Source organism: Sphingomonas sp. (assembly GCF_036677245.1).
In the GTDB taxonomy this organism is placed as follows: domain Bacteria; phylum Pseudomonadota; class Alphaproteobacteria; order Sphingomonadales; family Sphingomonadaceae; genus Allosphingosinicella.
In genome coordinates this window covers 1-19,943 of record NZ_JAKFCG010000112.1, presented here as the reverse complement: position 1 = coordinate 19,943, position 19,943 = coordinate 1, and the positions used below count along the sequence as shown (strand labels likewise).

Below are 19,943 nucleotides of genomic sequence, written 5' to 3'. Positions count from 1 at the left end.
CGTGCCGGAGGAATATCTGGCCGGCGCTCGCAAGTCGGGTGAGATGTGGGCTGCGCTCGGCCGCGAGCTGCGCGCACAAGGGCAGGAGGCAGCCGACGCTGCGTAGACCATTCGTCGAGAGGAGCTGCAAATGACCTTGAATGAAGCCATTCCAAAAGGGCTGAAAAGGTCTGTCAGCAGTCAAGCTGGAGATGATCAAGGGCAGGCTGCCGTAAGCATAATATGAAGGATGGATCATGATATCTAGTCCGCAACTAGATTGGCCGCATAAATACAATGAAGTGCCCAAAGAAGTATTTGTACGCGACGACATTTACCAGGCCGAGCTCGAGCGCATCTTTTACGGGCCCGAATGGCATCCGGTCGCGCACGAAAGCGAGGTGCCCAACAACGGCGACTATAAGACGACCAACCTCGCTGGCGTGCCGTTGCTGATCGCGCGTGGCCAGGATGGTGTGGTGCGTGTGTTCTACAACAGCTGCTCGCACCGCGGAAACCAGGTCGAGACCGCGCCGATGGGGAACAAGAAGGAGTTCGAGTGCCCCTACCACCGCTGGCTGTTCAGCACCGAGGGCAAGCTGATCGGCTGCTCGAACGAGCGTGAGTTCTCGCCGGGCTTCGACCGCAAGGATTATCCACTCGCCCAGCCGCGCACTTCAAGCTTCTATGGCCTGATCTTTGTGACGATGTCACCCGAGACCGAAGATTTGGATGATTTTCTCGGCGATCTCAAGAACACGCTCCGGGAATTGATGGCCGGCGATGGACGCTTGAAGCTGCTCGGCTACCAGAAGGTACGCTACGGCAGCAACTGGAAGGCTTATGCCGACAATGACGGCTATCACGCGCCCCTGCTCCACCAGGCGTTCAAATTGCTCAACTGGCAGGGCGGCCAAGGCCGGCAATATGCGACGACGCACCGGGGTCACTTGGGCATGGAAGCGGCGTTGTCGATCCCGAAAGGCCACAACGCACTTCAGGACCCGTCGATCATCGAATTCAAAGGCCAGGATCCCTCGGTTGGATCGCGCGTCGTCAACATATTCCCGACCTTCGTCGGCACGAAACACCTCGATGTGATTAACCTCCGCTTCGCAAACCCGGTCTCAGTGATGGAGGTAGAGGTCCATTATGCCTATTTCGCGCATGAAGACGATGATGAGGACATGCTCCGTCACCGCCTGCGACAAAGCTCAAATCTCCTCGGACCGAGCGGCCTGATCAGCATGGAGGATGCTTCTATCTTCCATCGTATCCACATAGGGAGCCGAGCGCCCGGCTCGGCGATCTTTCAAAAAGGCGTGCACGATTCGCAGCGACTGGAAACTCAGTTTCTTCAGAACGACGAGACGGGGAACCTTCCGCGCTGGGATTATTACCGTGAAATCATGGGTTTTGACCGTCGGTTGGCGTGACGGCGTTAGCTTCCCGACTAAAACGGCCTCCCCGGGGCTCGCCGCATTCAGTTGCGGTGAGTTGGCGGCAGCTGCGTGCTGCTCGACGGATCGGCCGCTATGCGCCACTTTCTGTTGCTTCCCAGCAAAACACTGAGCCCAGAAGCGGACAGTGCTGGCGTTTGCTTGTACGATCGCCGAGGCGGGGCAAAGTGTCAGACGTGGAGGACGGCCGTGAGCTACCTGCCATTTTGTCATGAGTTGACGTCGCCGTTGGCAGTGGCCGTTCACGTGGGGTGATTTTCTCCGCGCCTTTCAAGAGGCGCAGCCGCGCCCGGTCGCCTCGTGCTGGGGCCAGGCTCGCAGGCGCTATCCCGGCTTGCATAGAGGTACCGTCCGAACAACAGGATGGCTTGCGTTCAAGCTGGCGGTAGGTTCTCACTTCTCCCGGATATTCGGCGTTGCAAACTCAGATTGTGAGCGCTTGCCCTCCCGGGGTTTTCCCGCCATGCGGCCGCAAAATGAATTTGAAGGAACACCCGATCCGATACGGCTCAAGGCACATTGCTTACTCTCACCGCCGACATTGTCGCAGCGCACGTGACAAACAACCGCGTTGGGGTCGGCGATCTAGCGCAGCTGATCGACAACGTGCACGCCGCGCTCGAGGGCCTCGGGGCGGAGGTGCCAGTAGCACCTATCGAGCAGGTCCCCGCTGTCTCGGTGAAAGCATCGATCAAACCGGACTTCATCGTATGCCTTGAGGACGGGAAGAAGCTGAAAATGCTCAAGCGTCACCTGGCAACCGATCATCAGATGACCCCGCTCGAGTATCGCGCCAAATGGAAGCTCTCAGCCGATTATCCCATGGTAGCGCCCAACTATTCTGAAGCGCGCCGCGGGCTTGCGCATAAGATCGGACTTGGCCGGAAGCGCTCAGAAACGCCCTCAACGAAGCCAAGCGAAAAGGCCACAAAGCCGCGCCAGCTGAAGCTGCGGAGCGCCGAGCCCGAGACGACGCCGCCAGAAGCCTGATGACTTGAGGCGCTAAGCGCGCTCCTTCATTTCCACGCGCCAGGCGGCAGCATCAGAGCGCCGGTAGGCCTTCGGTGCAATTTGGACTGCCGCAGCAATGGTCGCACTTCTCGGCGGGGTGCTTGCTAGGTGATTGCTAGCGGATATTCGCTAAGTGATGCGACATCCAACTGCTCTATTAAGTCATTGAAGATATTGGTCGGGGCGACAGGATTCGAACCTGCGACCCCCACACCCCCAGTGTGATGCGCTACCAGGCTGCGCTACGCCCCGACCGATCGAACCGCCACAGTGCAAGCGCGTCGCTGCACGGGGGCCCGGAGCCGCGCGATGTAGGCGCGGGGTGCGGGGAAGGCAAGCGCTTGTCGGGCAAGGCGTGGGTGGCGCGCCGGCGCCCGGAATCGATCGCGGGCCCGTCTTGCTTGCCTATACCGCCGTCGGCGTGATAGTCGCGCGCGCTTCCGGAACGAGCCCAGCTGGGCCGCGCCACATCAGGTAAGATCATCATGTTCGCATCCCCCGCCTACGCCGCCGGCGCTGCACCCACCGGGGGCGCGCTCGGCCTCATCGGCATCCTGCCGTGGGTCGCCATTTTCGCGATCTTCTATTTCCTGCTGATCCGCCCGCAGCAGCGCCGGATGAAGCAGCATCAGCAGATGATCGGCGCCATCAAGAAGAATGACGTCGCGGTCACCGCGGGCGGCATCATCGGCAAGGTGACCAAGGTCGAGGATGGTGAAGTCGAACTGGAGATCGCGCCGAGCGTCCGCGTCCGGGTGGTCAAGGGGACCTTGTCCGAGGTCAGGCCGCACGGCTCCAAGCCCGCCAATGATTGAGGCCCGGCCAATGATCGAGGCTCGACTCTAAGATGCTCGATTTCCCGCCCTGGAAGGTCTGGGGCATAAGCTTGCTGTGCCTGATCGCGGTCGCTCTCGCGATCCCGAGCCTGATGCCGCAATCGCAGGTCGACCGCTGGGCGTCATGGCTGCCGAGCGCCCGCATCAACCTCGGCCTCGATCTTGCCGGCGGCAGCCACCTTTTGCTCGAAGCCGACACCGGCGACGTCACCAAGCAGCGCCTCGAGCGGATGGAAGAGGCGATCCGCACCGAGTTCCGGCGCGCCTCGCCGCGGATCGAAATCGGCGACACTTCGATCCTCGGCGGCCGCCTGACCTTCATGGTCCGCAACCCTGCGCAGGTCGATGCCGCGGTCGAGATCGCGCGCAACCAGACGCAGCCGGTCGGGCTCGGCCAGCGCGACTGGAACGTCAACGTCCTCGACAGCAGCCGGGTCGTCATGGAGCCGACCAAGGCGGGTCTCGACCAGGCGCTCGAAGAGGCGATGAACACGGCCCGCGAGGTTGTCGCCAACCGAGTCGACCCGGACGGCACCCGCGAAGCGACCGTGATCCGGCAGGGCGGCAGGCGGATCCTGGTCCAGGTGCCCGGCCTCGAGGATCCCGAGGGGCTGAAGACCCTGATCGGCAAGACGGCGCGGCTCGACTTCAAACTGGTCAATCTCGCCGCCGATCCCGCCCAGGTTGCGCAGGGCCGGGCTCCGGCCGGCAGCCAGGTGCTGCCTTATCCGGACAACCCTGGCGGCCCGCCGGTGATCGCCGTGCAGCGCCGTGCGATGGTGACCGGCGACCAGCTCATCGATGCGCGGCAGGAATTCAACCCGCAGACCAACGAGCCGGTCGTCAGCATCCGCTTCAACACTGCGGGCGGGCGCCGCTTCGCGCGCGTCACGCAGGAGAATGTCAACAAGCCGTTCGCGATCATCCTCGACGACGTCGTCATCTCGGCGCCCAACATCAACGAGCCGATCCTGGGCGGGTCAGCGCAGATATCCGGGAGCTTCACCGTCCAGTCGGCCACCGATCTCGCGGTCCAGCTCAAATCGGGCAAGCTGCCGGTCGCGCTCAAGGTGATCGAGGAGCGCACGATCGGACCTGAGCTCGGCGCGGATTCGATCCGCAGCGGTGCGATCGCGAGCGCCGCCGCGACCGCCGCCGTGATCCTGTTCATGCTGATCACCTACGGCCGGTTCGGCGCCTACACGACGGTCGGCCTGGTGCTCAACGCATTGATGATCCTCGGCATCATGGCGGTGTTCAACGCCACCCTCACGCTCCCGGGCATCGCCGGATTCGTGCTGACGATCGGCGCGGCGGTCGACGCCAACGTGCTGATCAACGAGCGCATCCGCGAGGAGCTCAGGCGCGGGCGCAAGATCATCGATGGGATCGAGACCGGCTACCGCGAGGCCTCGACCGCGATCTTCGACGCGAACATCACCAATGTCATCGCCGCCGTGATCATGTTCCAGTTCGGCAGCGGCCCGATCCGCGGCTTCGCGGTCGTGCTGATGATCGGCATCGTCACCTCGGTGTTCACGGCGGTCAACATCACCCGGATGCTGGTCGCCTTGTGGGTCCGCCGGACGCGCCCGCGCGAACTGCATATCTAAGGGAAGCCGTCGATGCCTCTGCTGAAGCTGGTCCCGGACAATACCAACATCGATTTCATGCGCTGGCGCAACGTCGCGCTGGTGCTGTCGCTGATGTTGACGATAGGTTCGATCGTCCTGGTTGGCGTGCGGGGGCTCAACCTCGGCGTCGATTTCGTCGGCGGTCAGATGATCCGCGTCACCTTCAGCCAGACCGCGCCGATCGAGGATGTGCGGGCGCGGATCGCAGCGCTCGAGCTCGGCGACGCCAGCATCCAGGAGTTCGGCAACCCCCAGACCTTGTCGATCCGCATGGGCCTGCCGGAGGGCGGCGAAGAGGCCGCCAATGCCGCCGGCAGCAAAGTGCGCGCCGCGATCGCGGCACAATATCCCGATGCCGTGTTCGCGGTGGACACCGTCTCGGGCAAGGTCTCGAACGAGCTTTACCGATCCGGGGCGATCGCGATCGCGCTCGCGATGCTCGGCATCGCCGTCTACATATGGTTCAGGTTCGAATGGCAGTTCGGCGTCGGCGCGCTGACCACCTTGTTCCACGACGTCGCGGTGACGATGGGCTTTTTCTCGCTCACCCAGCTCGAGTTCAACCTCAATGTCGTCGCCGCGATCCTCACCATCGTCGGCTACAGCCTCAACGATACCGTCGTGATCTACGACCGCATCCGCGAAAATCTGCGAAAATACCGCAAGATGGAAGTGATCCCCTTGCTCAACCTTTCGCTCAACGAGACGCTGTCGCGGACGATCGTCACCAGCCTGTCGATCATGATCGCCCTGCTCGTGCTGCTGCTGTTGGGTCCCGAGGTGATCTTCGGGCTGACCGTCGCGATCCTGCTCGGCATCTTCGTCGGCACCTATTCGTCCATCTACATCTCGGTGCCGATGCTCGTCTGGCTCAAGGTCGGGCCGGACAGCTTCGTCAGCAAGTCGCAGCCGGTCGGCGAGCGGGTGACGAGTCGCAACGAAAGCTTCTGAGGTGCCGCGCTTCGACAAGGGCAGCGCTGCGCACGGCCCGGTCGTGCAGGCGATCACCGATCAGGGTTTTTCGGTCGACGGCGGCATCTATCGCGCCTTGTTGCTGACCCCCGAGCGCGCCGAGCAATGGCCGGCGCCGACCCTCGATGCGCTGACGATCGACGATCTCGCGACGCTGCTGAGGCTCGAGCCGAGCCCTGAGTTCCTGCTGCTCGGCACCGGGCCGACTCTCAAGTTCCCGCCGCGCGCGTTGGTCCGCGCGCTCGACGATCGAGGCATCGGCATCGAGGCGATGGACAGCCGCGCGGCAGCGCGGACCTGGGGGTTGCTGCGCGCCGAGGAACGCTGGATCGCCGCGGCGCTGATGCCCTTGGTGTAGGCGGTGCACGCGGCGATCAGATGCGCGCTGCGGCCCGGGAGAGATGCTCGAATAAAGCTCGGCTGTTCTTCTCCCAGCTGAACTTGTGCGCCGCATCGCGCACCTGCTGCTGATCGGGCGGAGCGTCGAGCAAGGCGCGAACCGCGCCAGCGATCGCTTCCGCGTCCAAGCCGACGAGCCGACCGCCTGCGCCATCGATCGCTTCGGCCGCGCCGCCGACGGCGGAAGCGACGACCGGGGTTCCGCACGCCATCGCCTCGACCCAGACATTGGCGAGCCCCTCCGAGCGCGACGGCGCGACCAGCACGTCGGCGGCGGCCATCAGCGCCGCAATCTCGCCGTGCGGCCGTGCGCCGAGGAAGCGGACACGCGGCGCGACCCCGAGCCTGCGCGCATACCGTTCGAGCGCCTTGCGATCGGGGCCGTCGCCGACGAGGAGCAAGGTCGCATCGCCGAGCCGCGCAAGCGCCTCGATCGCCAGCCTTTGGCCCTTGCGCTCGATCAGCGCGCCGACGGTGGCGATCAATGGACCGTCGACCCCAAGCGCAGCCTTCGCGGAGGCGCGGTCGCGGGGCTCGAAGCGGTCCAGGTCGACGCCGGTATAATGGACGCTGATCTTGTCAGCAGGCATGCCCAGCCGCACCATGTCTGCCTTGAGCGCGGCACTAACCGCGAGCAGGCCATCGGCCGCCTGCGCAGCGGCGACGATCTGCGCGCCGATGCGGGGGCGATTTCCCCAGAAGAGGATGTCGGCACCGCGCGCCTTGATCGACAAGGACACGTCGAGCGACTTCGCAAGCGCCATAGCGGCGGGACCGTCGGGCCAGAAGAATTCGGCATCGATGACGTCGAACGGAAAACGCGCACGGATCGCGCGCAGCAGCGGCAGCAGCGCCCTGGCCATCTCGCGCGCGGACCATTGCTGGCCGATCACCGGCACGACCGGGAAGCGCGGGCGGTGGACGGTGAGGCCTTTCCACTCTTCCTGCCGCGGCAGCGCGGCGCGCGCGGCATAATGGGGATGGCGCGACAGCGGCCAGCGCGGCAATCCGATCGGCGCGACGACTTCGAGCTCGACCCCAGGCAGCGCCGCCAGGCCGAGCGTCTGCCGCTCGACGAACACGCCGAGCGTCGGCTGGACCGCGTTCGGGAACAAGGTCGAGAGGGTGAGGACCCGCAGCATCGTTCCGCTATAAAGGCTGTTGGTTGATGGTGCGTTAGTGAGCTTCTGCGCGCCCATCCCGCAGCGCAGGCGCAAAGCGGTGGAGGGTGCGGCTGCGGGACGCGGAATCCCCTCCCACTGATCGCTTGGCCTTCGTGAATCCCTCGGCTAAGAAGCCCAGCATGCGTAGATTTTCCCGCCCGATCGCAGCTCTCGTCCTGACCGCGCTGCTCGTTCCGCTCGCCGGCTGCGGAGGCAACCGCAACCGCAACCGGGCCGACACCCAATATGTCGCGCGCGACGTCAGCACGCTTTACACGGCGGCGCGCGACCGGCTCGATCGCGGCCAGTACAAGCAAGCGGCAGCTTTATTCGACGAGGTAGAGCGGCAGCACCCCTATTCGGTGTGGGCGCGGCGCGCGCAGCTGATGAGCGCGTTCAGCTATTATCTCGCCAACGATCACGTGAAATCGACCGATTCGGCGCGGCGCTTCCTCGCCATCCACCCGGGCAACAAGGACGCGCCCTACGCGCTCTATCTGATCGCGGTGAACTATTACGAGCAGATCGAGGACGTGACCCGCGACCAGAGCTCGACCAAGCGCGCGCTCGAGGCGCTCGGCGAGCTCGTCCGCCGCTATCCCGACACGCGCTATGCGGCCGACGCGCGGCTCAAGCTCGACCTGGTCAACGACCATCTTGCCGGCAAGGAAATGGAAATCGGCCGTTTCTACCAGCGGCGCAGCCAATGGCTTGCGTCGGTGATCCGCTTCCGCACGGTGGTCGACGAATATCAGACGACCAGCCACACGCCCGAGGCGTTGATGCGGCTGACCGAATCCTATCTCGCGCTTGGCGTTCCCGCAGAAGCGCGCAAGGCGGCGGCCGTGCTCGGTGCTAATTACCCGGGCACGAAATGGTATGAACGCGCCTATAAACTGGTCCAAAAGCACGCCGCTTGATCCGCCCGCTCCGCCGGAGACCGGCTGGTGCTGACTCGGCTGACCATTCGCGACGTCGTCCTGATCGAAGCGCTCGATCTCGAATTTGGCGCGGGGCTTGGCGTCCTCACCGGCGAGACCGGCGCGGGGAAATCGATCCTGCTCGACGCGATGGGCCTTGCGCTCGGGATGCGCGCCGACAGCGGCCTCGTCCGCAGCGGCCAGACGCAGGCGGTGGTCAGCGTCAGTTTCGATATTCCGCCTGACCATCCGGCGCGCGCGCTGCTGAGCGAAAACGGGCTCGACGGCGAGCCCGGCGAGCCGCTGGTGATCCGCCGCATCGTCCGCGCCGACGGCGGCAGCCGCGCGCTCGTCAACGACCAGGCGGTATCCGCGGGGCTGGTCCGCGACATCGGCGCATTGCTGGTCGAGATCCACGGCCAGCATGACGACCGCGGCCTGCTCAACCCGCGAGGGCACCGCGCGTTGCTCGACAATTATGGCGAAATCGACGCGGGCGCGGCCGAAGCCCATTTCCGCGCCTGGGGCGAAGCGCAGGCCGCACTGGCGGTGGCGCGCGAGGTAGTCGAGACCGCCGAGCGCGACCGCGAGTGGCTCGAGCATGCCGTCGCCGAGCTGCGCAAGCTCGCGCCCCGGCCCGGCGAGGAAGAGGAGCTCGCCACGCTCCGCGCCAATATGCAGAAGGGCGCCCGGCTGGCCGAGGACATCGCGACGATCGGGGCATTGTTCGACGGGTCGGAAGGCGGGCTCGCGCTGCTTCGCCAGGCGGCGCGGCGGCTCGAGCGGATCGCCGGCGAGCATGAGCTTCTCGAGCAGGCGCTCGCGGCGATGGACCGCGCGATTATCGAGGCCAGCGACGCCGAGGATCGGCTCGCCGATGCCGCGGCCGCGCTCGATTGCGACCCGCGCCGGCTCGAGGACGCCGAAACCCGGCTGTTCGAGCTGCGCGCGATCGCGCGCAAGCACCGGGTCGAGCCCGACTCGCTGGCGGCGCTCGCCGAGGAGCTGGGCGACAAATTGGCGGCGCTCGAAGCGGGCAGTGGCGGCCTCGCCGCGCTCGAACGCACGGTCGAGGAAGCGAAAGCCGCCTATCTCGACACCAGCGAGCGGCTCGCAGTGCAGCGGCGGGACGCGGCGCTGAGGCTCGACGAGGCGGTGGCGAGCGAGCTCGCACCGCTCAAGCTCGAAACGGCGGTGTTCCGCACCGCCGTCACCTCGCTCGACGAAGCTTCGTGGGGCCCGAAGGGGCGGGACCGGGTCGAGTTCGAGATCTCGACCAATCCGGGGGCGCCGCTCGCGCCGCTGACGCGCATCGCCAGCGGCGGCGAGCTGTCGCGCTTCATCCTTGCGCTCAAGGTCGCGCTTGCCGAGCGCGGCGGCGCGACGACGATGATCTTCGACGAGATCGACCGCGGCGTCGGCGGCGCGGTCGCAAGCGCGATCGGCGAGCGTCTCCACCGCCTCGCCGAGCGGGCGCAATTGCTGGTCGTGACGCACAGCCCGCAGGTCGCGGCGCGCGGCAGCCGGCACCTGCTGATCGAGAAGAGCAACGACGGCCTGGTCACCCGCACCAGCGTCGCGATGCTCGACGAGGACAAGAGGCGCGAGGAGATCGCACGCATGCTCTCGGGTGCGCATGTCACCGACGAGGCCCGCGCCCAGGCGACGCGATTGCTGGAGCCGGCCTAGTGGCGAAAAATGGCGGGAAGGCTGACGGCAGGTCTTTGCAGCAATCGAGTCCGGAGCAGCTGAGCGGGCCCGAGGCCGCCGACGAGCTGGAATGGCTCGCCGGCGAGATCGCGCGCCACAACCGCCTCTATCATAATGAGGATCGGCCCGAAATTTCGGATGCCGACTACGATGCGCTGGTTCGGCGCAACGCCGCGCTCGAGGCGGCCTTTCCCGCGCTGGTCCGCGAGGACAGCCCCTCAAAAGAGGTTGGCGCCGCGCCGGCCGCGCATCTCTCAAAGGTCCGGCACGCGCTGCCGATGCTCAGCCTCGACAATGCCTTTGCCGAGGAGGATGTCGCGGACTTCATCGCGCGGGTGCGGCGCTTCCTCAGCTTGCCGGCCGACGAAGAGGTGGCGCTGACCGCCGAGCCCAAGATCGACGGCCTGTCCTGCTCGCTGCGTTATGAAAAAGGCGTGCTCGTCCAGGCCGCGACGCGCGGGGACGGTACCACCGGCGAGGTGGTCACCGCCAATGCGCGCACGATCTCCGACATTCCCGAGCGGCTCGACGGCGCACCCGAAATCTTCGAGATCCGCGGCGAAGTCTATATGTCCAAGGCGGATTTCGCGGCGCTCAACGCGCGCCTGCTCGCCGAGGCCGACGATCCCGCCAAGGCGCGGCAGTTCGCCAACCCGCGCAACGCCGCCGCCGGATCGCTCCGCCAGAAGGATGCGGCAGTCACCGCGTCGCGCCCGTTGCGCTTCTACGCGCATGGCTGGGGCGAAGTGTCGGCGCTTCCCGCCGACAGCCAATATGAAATGATGCAGGCGATCGCCGCCTGGGGCATGCCGGTCGCGCAGGATCTTCGCCGAGTGACGGACTTCGATGCGCTGATCGCCCATTATCGCGCGATCGAGGCGAAACGCGCGGATTATGCCTTCGACATCGACGGCGTGGTCTACAAGGTCGACCGGCTCGAATGGCAGCGGCGGCTCGGGCAGGTCGCGCGCGCGCCGCGCTGGGCGATCGCACACAAATTCCCGGCGGAGCAGGCGGAAACGTCGCTCGAGGCGATCGAAATCCAGGTCGGGCGGACCGGCAAGCTCACGCCGGTCGCGCGGCTGACGCCGGTCAGCGTCGGCGGCGTGACCGTCACCAACGCCACGTTGCACAATGCCGACGAGATCGCGCGGCTCGGCGTTCGCGTCGGCGACCGCGTGCTGATCCAGCGCGCCGGCGACGTGATCCCGCAAGTGCTGAGGAACCTGACGCCCGAGGCAAACCGGCCGCCCTATGTCTTTCCCGATCACTGCCCGCAATGCGGCTCGGAAGCGGTGCGCGAGGAAGGCGAGGTCGACGTCCGCTGCACCGGCGGCCTGATCTGCCCGGCACAACGAGTCGAGCGCCTCCGCCATTTCGTCAGCCGCCACGCGCTCGACATCGAGGGCCTGGGGATGGTGACGATCGAAAGCTTCTTTCGCGACGGCATCCTCCAATCGCCGGCCGACATCTTCCGGCTGCACGACAAGCGCGCGCTGCTGCTCGAGCGCGAGCGCTGGGCCGAAACCTCGGTCGACAATCTGCTCGCGGCGATCGACGCCAAGCACCGTCCGCCGCTCGACCGCTTCCTCTATGCGCTCGGCATCAGGCATGTCGGCGAGGTCACCGCGCGCGATCTGGCGCGCCGCTACCGCTCGCTCGACAATTTCATGGCGATGATCGAGCGCGGGCTCGAGGTCCGAAACTCCACCACGCCCGTACTGGGCGAGCTCGAACCGAAATTCCTGCAGCGGCGCGACAAAGCGGTGGTGGCGGTGGTGGAGACGCCGAACATCGGGCCGGAGGTCGCCAACGCATTGCTCGATTTCTTCGAGGAGCCGCACAATCGCGAGGTGCTCGCCGACCTTCGCGCTGCCGGGGTCGAGCCCGAAGACGTCGTCTGGGAAACCAAACAGTCGCCGGTGAGCGGCAAGACGATCGTGTTCACCGGCAGCCTCGAGACCGTGTCGCGCGACGAAGCCAAGGCGCAGGCGGAAGCGCTCGGCGCCAAGGTCGCCGGCAGCGTCTCGGCCAAGACCGACCTGGTCGTGGCCGGGCCCGGGGCGGGATCGAAGCTCAAGAAGGCGCAGGACCTTGGGGTGGAGGTGATCGACGAAGCGGCGTGGGGCAGGATCGTCGCGGAGAGCAGCTAGGTCGGGACGGAGTTTTGGTCGTGGTCGACGCGACGTTGCGCGAGCAGCACCCCCACCTAACCTCCCCCATCAAGGGGGGAGGAATAAGGAGGGAGTGACCGGTTCCCCAAAAGCCCTCTCCCTTGAGGGTTGTGAGGGTGATGCCCGGCGTAAGACGATGAAGTGAAAAGTCTCCGCCGCCGGAGCCGTTCAGCGCGCGCAGTCTGCGCCGCTTATGCTCTACCCTTTGCTCTTCCGGCTGAAGGTCTGCCACGTCCGGGGCGCGCGCTTGCGCATCACCAGGGTCGGCCAGTCGCCGCGGGTGCGGCTTGCTTCGACCATCATCCGCTCGCGGCGATAGGCGGCCGCGACCTTGTCCGCCTGATGATCGAGCAGGCCGGCGAGGATCACGCGCCCGCCCGGCTCCAGCGCCGCCGCGATTGAGGGCGCGAGCTCGATCAGCGGGCCGGCGAGGATGTTGGCGATGATCAGATCGTAGGGCGCACGCGCCTTGAGGCGGGGATGATCGAGGCCGGTGGCCACGACCAGCTCCAGCCGGCCGCGGGCGCGGCCGAGCGGGATGCCGTTCGCGGCCGCATTTTCCGCGGCGACCTCGATCGCGATCGGATCGATGTCCGACGCCGCCGCGCGCGCGCTGCGCCACAAATTGAGCGCGGCGAAGGCGAGCAGGCCGCTGCCGGTGCCGAGATCGAGGACATTGGCGACGCTCGCCCCGCTCGCCCGCAAACGCTCGAGCGCGAGCAGGCAACCGGTGGTGGTTTCATGATGGCCGGTGCCGAACGCGCGGCCCGCGCCGATCTCGAGCGGTGCGCGCTCGCCGGCTGCCTGGTCGCGATGCTCGGGCGTATGGACGAAGAAACGGCCGGCGCGGATCGGCTGCATTCCTTGCTGGCTGACGGTCACCCAATCCTCGTCCGCGACCGGCTCGACCAGAGGATCGGCTTCGGCGGCGCTCGGCACGAGCTGGCGCAGCAAGGTCAAATCGCCCTCGGTCGGGCGCGCCTCGAAATAAGCGTCGAGACGCCAGTGGTCGGGCCGATCGGCATCGGCCTCGCTGGTCATCAGCACCGGCGGCGAATCGAGCGTTGCCAGCGCGGGCAGGTCGCCGGCCAGGGTTTCGGCCTCGGCGCGGGTGCAGGGCAGGGTGACTTTCCAGCTATCGGCCAAGGCGAATGCCCTCGGCCGCAGCGGCGTGCGATGGATGTTCGGTTTTTGTCATGCGCGCGCCCTAACGGCTTGCGGGCGCGCGGTCATCCCGGATTGCTGCGGAGTTCGCCGTGACGTGAAGGAAAGCGGCTAGGCGGCGATGCTGTTGACGAACGAATCGATCGACTGCTTGAAGCGCGCCATCTGCTCGTCGACCTCGCCGAACTTCTGCTCGACCGCGTCGATCTCGCTGACCACCGTCTCGGTATCCGAACGGATCGCTGCGATCGTCGAGGACATCGAATCGGCGGTGAGCGCGGTCTCGTCGACCGCGGCGGTGATCATCGTCACCGTCTGCGCCTGGAGCTCCATCGCCTGGCGGATGCGGTCGGCCGAGGACTGAACCTCCTCGACCGTCTGGCGGATCGAGCCATTGGCCTCGACCGTCTGGCGGGTGGCCTGCTGGATCGCGGTGATCTTGGCGGTGATGTCGTCGGTCGCGCGCGCGGTCTGCTGGGCGAGCGACTTGACCTCCTGCGCGACGACCGCGAAGCCGCGGCCGGCGTCGCCGGCGCGCGCCGCCTCGATGGTGGCGTTGAGCGCGAGCAGATTGGTCTGGCCAGCAATGTCGCGGATCAGGCCGAGGATCGATTCGATTGCACCGACGTGGCTCGACAGCGCCTGGCTGACCTTGACCGCTTCGGACGACTGGTCGCCGGCGCGGGTCGCGACACCGGCGGCGACCTCGACCTCGTTGCGCGCGTCCTCGATCGCTCGGATGAGCCCGGCGGCGGTCTGCGCGGCCTCGCGCATCGCGATCGCCGATTGCTCGGCGGCCGAGGCGACCTCGGACGTCTTGCCGAGCATGCCGCGCGCGGCGGTCGAGGCGTCGGAGGCCTGGGCGCGGAGCTTGCGGCTGTCGGTCGCGGTGCGATCGACGACCATGAGCATGTCGTTGTTGAACTTGAGGCCCTGCGCGTTGCGCCGGCGGCTTTCCTCGCGCTGGCGGAGCAGGGCGTATTGGGCGGAGAAGACGTCGTTTTCGAACACGCAAAGCTGCATGATCGCCTTCGACAGGCGCGCAAGCCGCGGCGGATCGTCGCTCAACCTTTCGACGAGGATGTCGTGGCAGGTCCCGCACAAAGCCCAGAGCGCGGCGCTGAACGTGCTCAGCGAGATATTGTCCGCCGCCGCGGACTCGACCCGGCTGCGGATCGCACGAAGCCAGTGCGGCTTGTCCATCTGGGTCAGCCCTGCCTTGAGCGCCGGAAGCATCTGGCGCGCGTGCTCGTCGATCTGCGCCTCGCTCATCCGCCCGCCGACCTCGGGCGAGCGGTAATATTGGGCCCAGAAGGCGCGTCCGGCGCGGATCGCCTGGTCCTCGACGATCGACCAGATCTCGGCGGCTTCGGCGACCAAGGTGCCGTCGATGTCGAAAAGATCCCATCGTGTCTCGACGACGGTGCTGGCGGGGTTGGCGTCACGCATGTTCAAAGGTCCCTCGATCAAGGTGAAGGGTTAGGCGTTAGTGGTTAACATATTCTTGGACGCGCGACGGTTCGCGCAGGCCATTTCCAGGCCACGCCGCGCCGGCAGAGTTGCATTGTCCAGCGCTCATTCTAAAGGTCACCGCGTCTCAATGGACGACTGACAGGGAAGCCCGTTCATGCACCGCAATCCATCGCGCCCGCTTTCGCCGCACCTTTCGATCTGGCGATGGGGCCCGCATATGCTGGTCTCGATCCTGCATCGCGTCACTGGCGGCGGATTGTCGGTGGTCGGCGCAGTGCTGCTGGTGTGGTGGCTGGCGGCGGCGGCGAGCGGGCCCAAGGCCTATGCGACCTTCGCCGACCATGCCGACGAATGGTATCTGATGGTGGTGTGGATCGGCCTGAGCTGGGCCCTGTTCCAGCACAGCTTGTCGGGCCTCAGGCATCTGGTGATGGATGTCGGCGCCGGCTTCGAGCTCACCACCAACAAATTCTGGGCGATGATGACCCTGGTCGGCTCGGCGGCGCTCACCGTCGTTCTGTGGCTCTATATATTGGGGACGAAATGATGCGGATGGAAACCCCGCTCGGGCGCGTTCGTGGGCTCGGTTCCGCCAAGAGCGGCACGCATGGCTGGTGGCTCGAGCGGCTAACGTCGGTCTCGACCTTTTTGCTGTTCGTCTGGTTCCTGGTCTCGCTGCTGCGCCTGCCGGCGCTCGACCACAAGACGGTGGTCGATTGGCTCTCCTCGCCGGTCAATGCGGTCGCGATGCTGCTGCTGATCGTCAGCACCTTCTGGCATATCAAGCTGGGCATGCAGGTGGTGATCGAGGATTATGTCCATCAGGAAGGCAATAAGATCTTCCTGCTGCTGGTCCTCAACTTCTTCACGATCGGGGCCGCCGCGCTGGCGATCTTCTCGGTCCTCAAAATTGCCTTTGGAAAGGGCGCGGCCTGATGGCTGAAGCATATAAGATCATCGACCACAGCTACGACGTCGTCGTCGTCGGCGCCGGCGGCTCGGGCCTGCGCGCGACGATGGGATCGGCCGAACAGGGGCTGAAGACCGCCTGCGTCACCAAGGTCTTCCCGACGCGCAGCCATACGGTCGCGGCGCAGGGCGGCATCGCCGCCAGCCTCGGCAACATGGGGCCGGACCATTGGACCTGGCACATGTACGACACCGTCAAGGGGTCGGACTGGCTCGGCGACCAGGACGCGATCGAATATCTCTGCCGCGAAGCGCCGGCGGCGGTTTACGAGCTCGAACATTATGGCGTGCCGTTCAGCCGCACCCGCGAAGGCAAGATCTACCAGCGCGCGTTCGGCGGCATGACCCAGAACATGGGCGAAGGTCCGGCGGCGCAGCGGACCTGCGCCGCTGCCGACCGCACCGGCCACGCGATGCTGCACACGCTCTACCAGCAGAGCCTCAAGTACGACGCCGACTTCTTCATCGAATATTTCGCGATCGACCTGATCATGGAGAATGGCGAGTGCCGCGGCGTGATCGCTTTGTGCATGGAGGACGGCAGCATCCACCGCTTCCGCAGCCAGGCGGTGGTGCTCGCGACGGGCGGCTACGGCCGCACCTATTTCTCGGCGACCTCAGCGCACACCTGCACCGGCGACGGCAACGGCATGGTGCTTCGCGCCGGCTTGCCGCTGCAGGACATGGAGTTCGTCCAGTTCCATCCGACCGGCATCTACGGCGCGGGCGTGCTGATCACCGAGGGCGCGCGCGGCGAGGGCGGCTATCTCACCAATAGCGAGGGCGAGCGCTTCATGGAGCGCTATGCGCCGTCGGCGAAGGACCTCGCCAGCCGCGACGTCGTGTCGCGCTCGATGGCGATGGAGATCCGCGAAGGACGCGGCGTCGGCAAGGAGAAGGATCATATCTACCTTCACCTCGACCATATCGACGCGGCGATCCTGGCCGAGCGCCTGCCGGGCATCACCGAGACCGGCAAGATCTTCGCCGGCGTCGACCTCACCCGGCAGCCGCTCCCGGTCGTCCCGACCGTCCACTATAATATGGGCGGGATCCCGACCAATTATCACGGCGAGGTCGTGACCTTGAAGAACGGCGATCCGGATGCGGTCGTCCCCGGCCTGTTCGCGGTCGGCGAAGCGGCCTGCGTGTCGGTGCACGGCGCCAACCGCCTCGGCTCGAACAGCCTGATCGACCTCGTGGTGTTCGGCCGCGCGACCGGCCATCGCCTCGGCGAGCTGATCAAGCCCGGCGCGGCGCATCGCGAGCTGCCGAAAGGCTCCGCAGAAGCGGCGCTCGCCCGCGTCGATCATTACCGTTTCGCCGCCGGCTCGAGCCCGACCGCCGAGGTGCGAGGATCGATGCAGAAGGTGATGCAGGCCGATTGCGCGGTGTTCCGCACCGAAAAGACGCTCGACGAAGGCAAGGCCAAGATCGACCAGGTCTATGCCCGCATGGCCGATCTCAAGGTGAGCGACCGCAGCTTGGTGTGGAACACCGATCTGGTCGAGACGCTCGAGCTCGACAATATGATCGGCCAGGCGGTGGTGACGATGCATTCGGCGGCCAACCGCAAGGAGAGCCGCGGCGCGCACATGCACGAGGATTATCCCGAGCGCGACGACGCCAATTGGATGAAGCACACGATCGCCTGGTTCGACAAAGGCCAGGTCCGGATCGATTACCGGCCGGTGCACGATTACACGCTGACCGACGAGATCGGCTACATCAAGCCAAAGGCGCGGGTCTACTAAACCGCTCCTGCTCGCCGCCAATCCCAACATCGCTTCCATGCCCGTGAAGGCCTCCTTCGCGGTCACCGCGTCGCGTGCGCCAAGCTGATGTTGACGATGAGGCGTGCATAAACTACGATGAAATGAGATTTGGCGGAGGCGTGGCGTGAGCGAAGAGACCATCGGCCGTTCTCCCGGACGCAAGCTGGGCCTGACGATGCTGATCGCGGTCCTGCTCGCGGTGCCGCTCTTTTCGATCTGGCTGCTCGTCTACGACCGCCAGTCACAGTCCGAAACCGCACGCGCCTCGATCGCGGCAGGCTGGGGCGGGCCGCAGACGATGGCCGGGCCGCTGCTGGTCATCCCGTATCGCACGACCATCACCGAGACGGTGACCGAGGCCAATCGGCCGGTCGTCCGCTCGCGGCAGATCTGGCAGGAGCTGACGCTCTCCCCGGAAAGCAGCGCGATCACGACGGCGATCCACCCTGAGCGGCGCAAGCGCTCGATCTACGAGGTCGTGGTCTACGAGGCGAAGGTCGAGGGGCGCTCGCGCTTCGCTTTGCCGGCCGATCTGTCTCGCTTCGGCGTGGCCGTCGCGGACATGGCGCTCGACCGCGCGGAGCTGCGCTTCGGGCTCAGCGACCCGCGCGGGCTGTTCGGCCCACCGCCGCGGGTCTCGATCGGCGGACAGGTACTGCGGCTTCAGCCCGGCGGGGGCGCGCCGGCGACCAATGGCGCCGGCTTCTTCGCGTGGGTCGATGCCAATGCGCTGCCCGGCGCTGCATTGGTCGCTGACTATGCCTATGAGTTCCGGGGCAACGGCTATGTCGCCTTGATGCCGCAGGGCGGCGACACACGCTGGCGCGTGACTTCGCCGTGGCCGCATCCCTCGTTCCAGGGCGGGTTCCTTCCCAACGAGCGGCGGGTCGGCGACGACGGCTTCAGCGCCACCTACCGCGTCGGCAACCTCGCGCTCGGCCAGTCGCTGGTCGCCACCGGCGGCGCACAGCCGGTGCCGTCTGAGCGGATGGCGCCGCCGCTGATCGCGAGCGAGACGGCGTCGCGCGGCGGCTATGACGCGCGGATCGACCTGGTCCAGCCGGTCGATCTCTATTCGCGGGTCAATCGCTCGGCAAAATACGGCTTCCTGTTCATCGGCTTCACCTTTCTCGCGTTGCTGATGTTCGACGTGATCGGCGGCGTCCGCGTTTCCGCGGTCGAATATCTGCTCGTCGGCGCCGCGCTCGTCCTGTTCTTCGTGCTGCTGCTCGCGCTTGCCGAGGTGATCGGCTTCACGCCGGCCTATGTCGCCGCGAGCGCGGCGATCATCGGGCTCAACACCGCTTATTCGGCGGCGGTGCTCAAGAGCTGGCGGCGCGCTTTGCTGATCGGCGCGCTGCTGACCGGCCTTTATGTGCTGCTCTACGTCCTGCTCAGCATCGAGGATTTCTCGCTGCTGATCGGATCGTTGATGCTGTTCGCGGCGCTTGCGGCGGTGATGTACCTCACGCGCAACCTCAACTGGAGCGCGCGGCCGGAAGCGCATCCAGCCATTGAGTAGCGCAGGCTTAAGCGTTATCTCGCGCGCAGCACAGACCGTCCCAGGCCGCGCCTGAGGCGAGCCGCAAGGGACGCTAGATGGCCGAATTCACTCTCCCGAAGAACAGCAAGATCCGGGGCAAGGGCCGCGAGCACAAGGCAGCGCCGGATGCCTCGCGCGTCAAAAGGTTCAAGGTCTACCGCTACGATCCCGACAGCGGCGAGAACCCGCGCTACGACATCTTCGAGGTGGATCTCGATACGACCGGGCCGATGGTGCTCGACGCCTTGATCAAGATGAAGAGCGAGCAGGATCCGAGCCTGACCTTCCGCCGCTCGTGCCGCGAGGGCATCTGCGGCTCGTGCTCGATGAACATGAACGGCAAGAACGGCCTCGCCTGCACCACCGCGATCGAAGATTACAAGGGCGACATCCGCATCACGCCGCTGCCGCACATGGACGTGGTCAAGGATCTGGTGCCCGATTTCACCCACTTCTTCGCGCAATATGCGTCGATCGAGCCGTGGCTGAAGACCAAGACGCCGACGCCCTCGGGCGAACGCCTGCAGTCGCCCGAGGATCGCGCCAAGCTCGACGGCCTCTACGAGTGCATCCTGTGCGCCTGCTGCTCGTCGTCGTGCCCGAGCTATTGGTGGAATTCGGACCGCTTCCTCGGCCCTGCGATCCTGCTCCAGGCCTATCGCTGGCTCGCCGACAGCCGCGACGAACTGACCGGCGAGCGGCTCGACCAGCTCGAGGATCCGTTCCGGCTCTACCGCTGCCACACGATCATGAATTGCGCG

Annotated in this window: 17 protein-coding genes and 1 tRNA gene; 14 read left to right on the top strand and 4 right to left on the bottom strand. The window is 66.1% G+C overall.

Annotated features, from left to right (window positions below):
- The first annotated feature begins 281 nt into the window (after window positions 1–281).
- Both V6M48_RS11775 and V6M48_RS11770 read left to right on the top strand, forming a co-directional pair.
- The gene (locus V6M48_RS11775) at window positions 282–1,415 is read left to right on the top strand and encodes an aromatic ring-hydroxylating oxygenase subunit alpha (RefSeq protein ID WP_332812716.1); all 1,134 of its coding nucleotides are present in this window, start codon (window positions 282–284) and stop codon (window positions 1,413–1,415) included.
- 543 nt (window positions 1,416–1,958) lie between these two features.
- On the top strand, window positions 1,959–2,429 hold the full coding sequence (locus tag V6M48_RS11770; protein ID WP_332812715.1) for a MucR family transcriptional regulator: 471 nt from the start codon (window positions 1,959–1,961) through the stop codon (window positions 2,427–2,429).
- A 196-nt stretch (window positions 2,430–2,625) separates the two neighbouring features.
- Here V6M48_RS11770 and V6M48_RS11765 read toward each other — a convergent pair.
- Window positions 2,626–2,702 (bottom strand) — tRNA-Pro (locus V6M48_RS11765).
- 233 nt (window positions 2,703–2,935) lie between these two features.
- On the opposite strand from V6M48_RS11765, the gene yajC reads away from it, so the two are divergent.
- From yajC to V6M48_RS11745, 4 genes are read left to right on the top strand one after another with little or no spacing between them, the layout of a single operon-like run.
- Window positions 2,936–3,265, top strand: a complete 330-nt coding sequence (gene yajC, locus V6M48_RS11760) for a preprotein translocase subunit YajC (RefSeq protein ID WP_332812714.1) — start codon at window positions 2,936–2,938, stop codon at window positions 3,263–3,265.
- A 32-nt stretch (window positions 3,266–3,297) separates the two neighbouring features.
- Window positions 3,298–4,899: a protein translocase subunit SecD gene (secD, locus tag V6M48_RS11755; protein WP_332812713.1), complete on the top strand. Its 1,602-nt coding sequence runs from the start codon at window positions 3,298–3,300 to the stop codon at window positions 4,897–4,899.
- Window positions 4,900–4,911: 12 nt separating this feature from the next.
- The gene (gene secF / locus V6M48_RS11750) at window positions 4,912–5,871 is read left to right on the top strand and encodes a protein translocase subunit SecF (RefSeq protein ID WP_332812712.1); all 960 of its coding nucleotides are present in this window, start codon (window positions 4,912–4,914) and stop codon (window positions 5,869–5,871) included.
- Window position 5,872: 1 nt separating this feature from the next.
- Complete coding sequence (locus tag V6M48_RS11745) at window positions 5,873–6,250, top strand: Mth938-like domain-containing protein (RefSeq protein ID WP_332812711.1); 378 nt, start codon at window positions 5,873–5,875, stop codon at window positions 6,248–6,250.
- A 16-nt stretch (window positions 6,251–6,266) separates the two neighbouring features.
- On the opposite strand, the gene V6M48_RS11740 is transcribed toward V6M48_RS11745, so the two are convergent.
- A complete protein-coding gene (locus tag V6M48_RS11740; protein ID WP_332812710.1) occupies window positions 6,267–7,433 on the bottom strand; it encodes a glycosyltransferase in 1,167 nt (388 codons plus the stop codon).
- A gap of 161 nt (window positions 7,434–7,594) precedes the next feature.
- Between V6M48_RS11740 and V6M48_RS11735 the strand changes: the two genes are divergently transcribed.
- From V6M48_RS11735 to ligA, 3 genes are read left to right on the top strand one after another with little or no spacing between them, the layout of a single operon-like run.
- On the top strand, window positions 7,595–8,374 hold the full coding sequence (locus tag V6M48_RS11735; RefSeq protein WP_332812709.1) for an outer membrane protein assembly factor BamD: 780 nt from the start codon (window positions 7,595–7,597) through the stop codon (window positions 8,372–8,374).
- Between the two features lie 27 nt (window positions 8,375–8,401).
- Window positions 8,402–10,063, top strand: a complete 1,662-nt coding sequence (recN, locus tag V6M48_RS11730) for a DNA repair protein RecN (protein WP_332812708.1) — start codon at window positions 8,402–8,404, stop codon at window positions 10,061–10,063.
- A 59-nt stretch (window positions 10,064–10,122) separates the two neighbouring features.
- Window positions 10,123–12,237 carry an NAD-dependent DNA ligase LigA gene (gene ligA, locus V6M48_RS11725; RefSeq protein WP_332812717.1) on the top strand — a complete coding sequence of 705 codons (2,115 nt, stop codon included), beginning with the start codon at window positions 10,123–10,125 and terminating at the stop codon, window positions 12,235–12,237.
- 219 nt (window positions 12,238–12,456) lie between these two features.
- Here the strand turns inward: ligA and V6M48_RS11720 are convergent, their stop codons facing one another.
- A complete protein-coding gene (locus V6M48_RS11720; RefSeq protein WP_332812707.1) occupies window positions 12,457–13,404 on the bottom strand; it encodes a 50S ribosomal protein L11 methyltransferase in 948 nt (315 codons plus the stop codon).
- A 129-nt stretch (window positions 13,405–13,533) separates the two neighbouring features.
- The gene (locus tag V6M48_RS11715; protein ID WP_332812706.1) at window positions 13,534–14,871 is read right to left on the bottom strand and encodes a methyl-accepting chemotaxis protein; all 1,338 of its coding nucleotides are present in this window, start codon (window positions 14,869–14,871) and stop codon (window positions 13,534–13,536) included.
- 178 nt (window positions 14,872–15,049) lie between these two features.
- Between V6M48_RS11715 and sdhC the strand changes: the two genes are divergently transcribed.
- The 5 genes from sdhC to V6M48_RS11690 all read left to right on the top strand — a co-directional run.
- Complete coding sequence (gene sdhC, locus V6M48_RS11710) at window positions 15,050–15,442, top strand: succinate dehydrogenase, cytochrome b556 subunit (RefSeq protein ID WP_332812705.1); 393 nt, start codon at window positions 15,050–15,052, stop codon at window positions 15,440–15,442.
- A complete protein-coding gene (gene sdhD, locus V6M48_RS11705) occupies window positions 15,442–15,831 on the top strand; it encodes a succinate dehydrogenase, hydrophobic membrane anchor protein (protein WP_332812704.1) in 390 nt (129 codons plus the stop codon). Before sdhC ends, sdhD begins: the two co-directional genes overlap by 1 nt.
- Window positions 15,831–17,618, top strand: a complete 1,788-nt coding sequence (gene sdhA, locus V6M48_RS11700; RefSeq protein WP_332812703.1) for a succinate dehydrogenase flavoprotein subunit — start codon at window positions 15,831–15,833, stop codon at window positions 17,616–17,618. Before sdhD ends, sdhA begins: the two co-directional genes overlap by 1 nt.
- A gap of 145 nt (window positions 17,619–17,763) precedes the next feature.
- The gene (gene creD / locus V6M48_RS11695) at window positions 17,764–19,161 is read left to right on the top strand and encodes a cell envelope integrity protein CreD (RefSeq protein ID WP_332812702.1); all 1,398 of its coding nucleotides are present in this window, start codon (window positions 17,764–17,766) and stop codon (window positions 19,159–19,161) included.
- 77 nt (window positions 19,162–19,238) lie between these two features.
- Window positions 19,239–19,943 (top strand): succinate dehydrogenase iron-sulfur subunit (locus V6M48_RS11690; protein WP_332812701.1); only part of this gene is annotated, 705 nt, incomplete at its 3' end.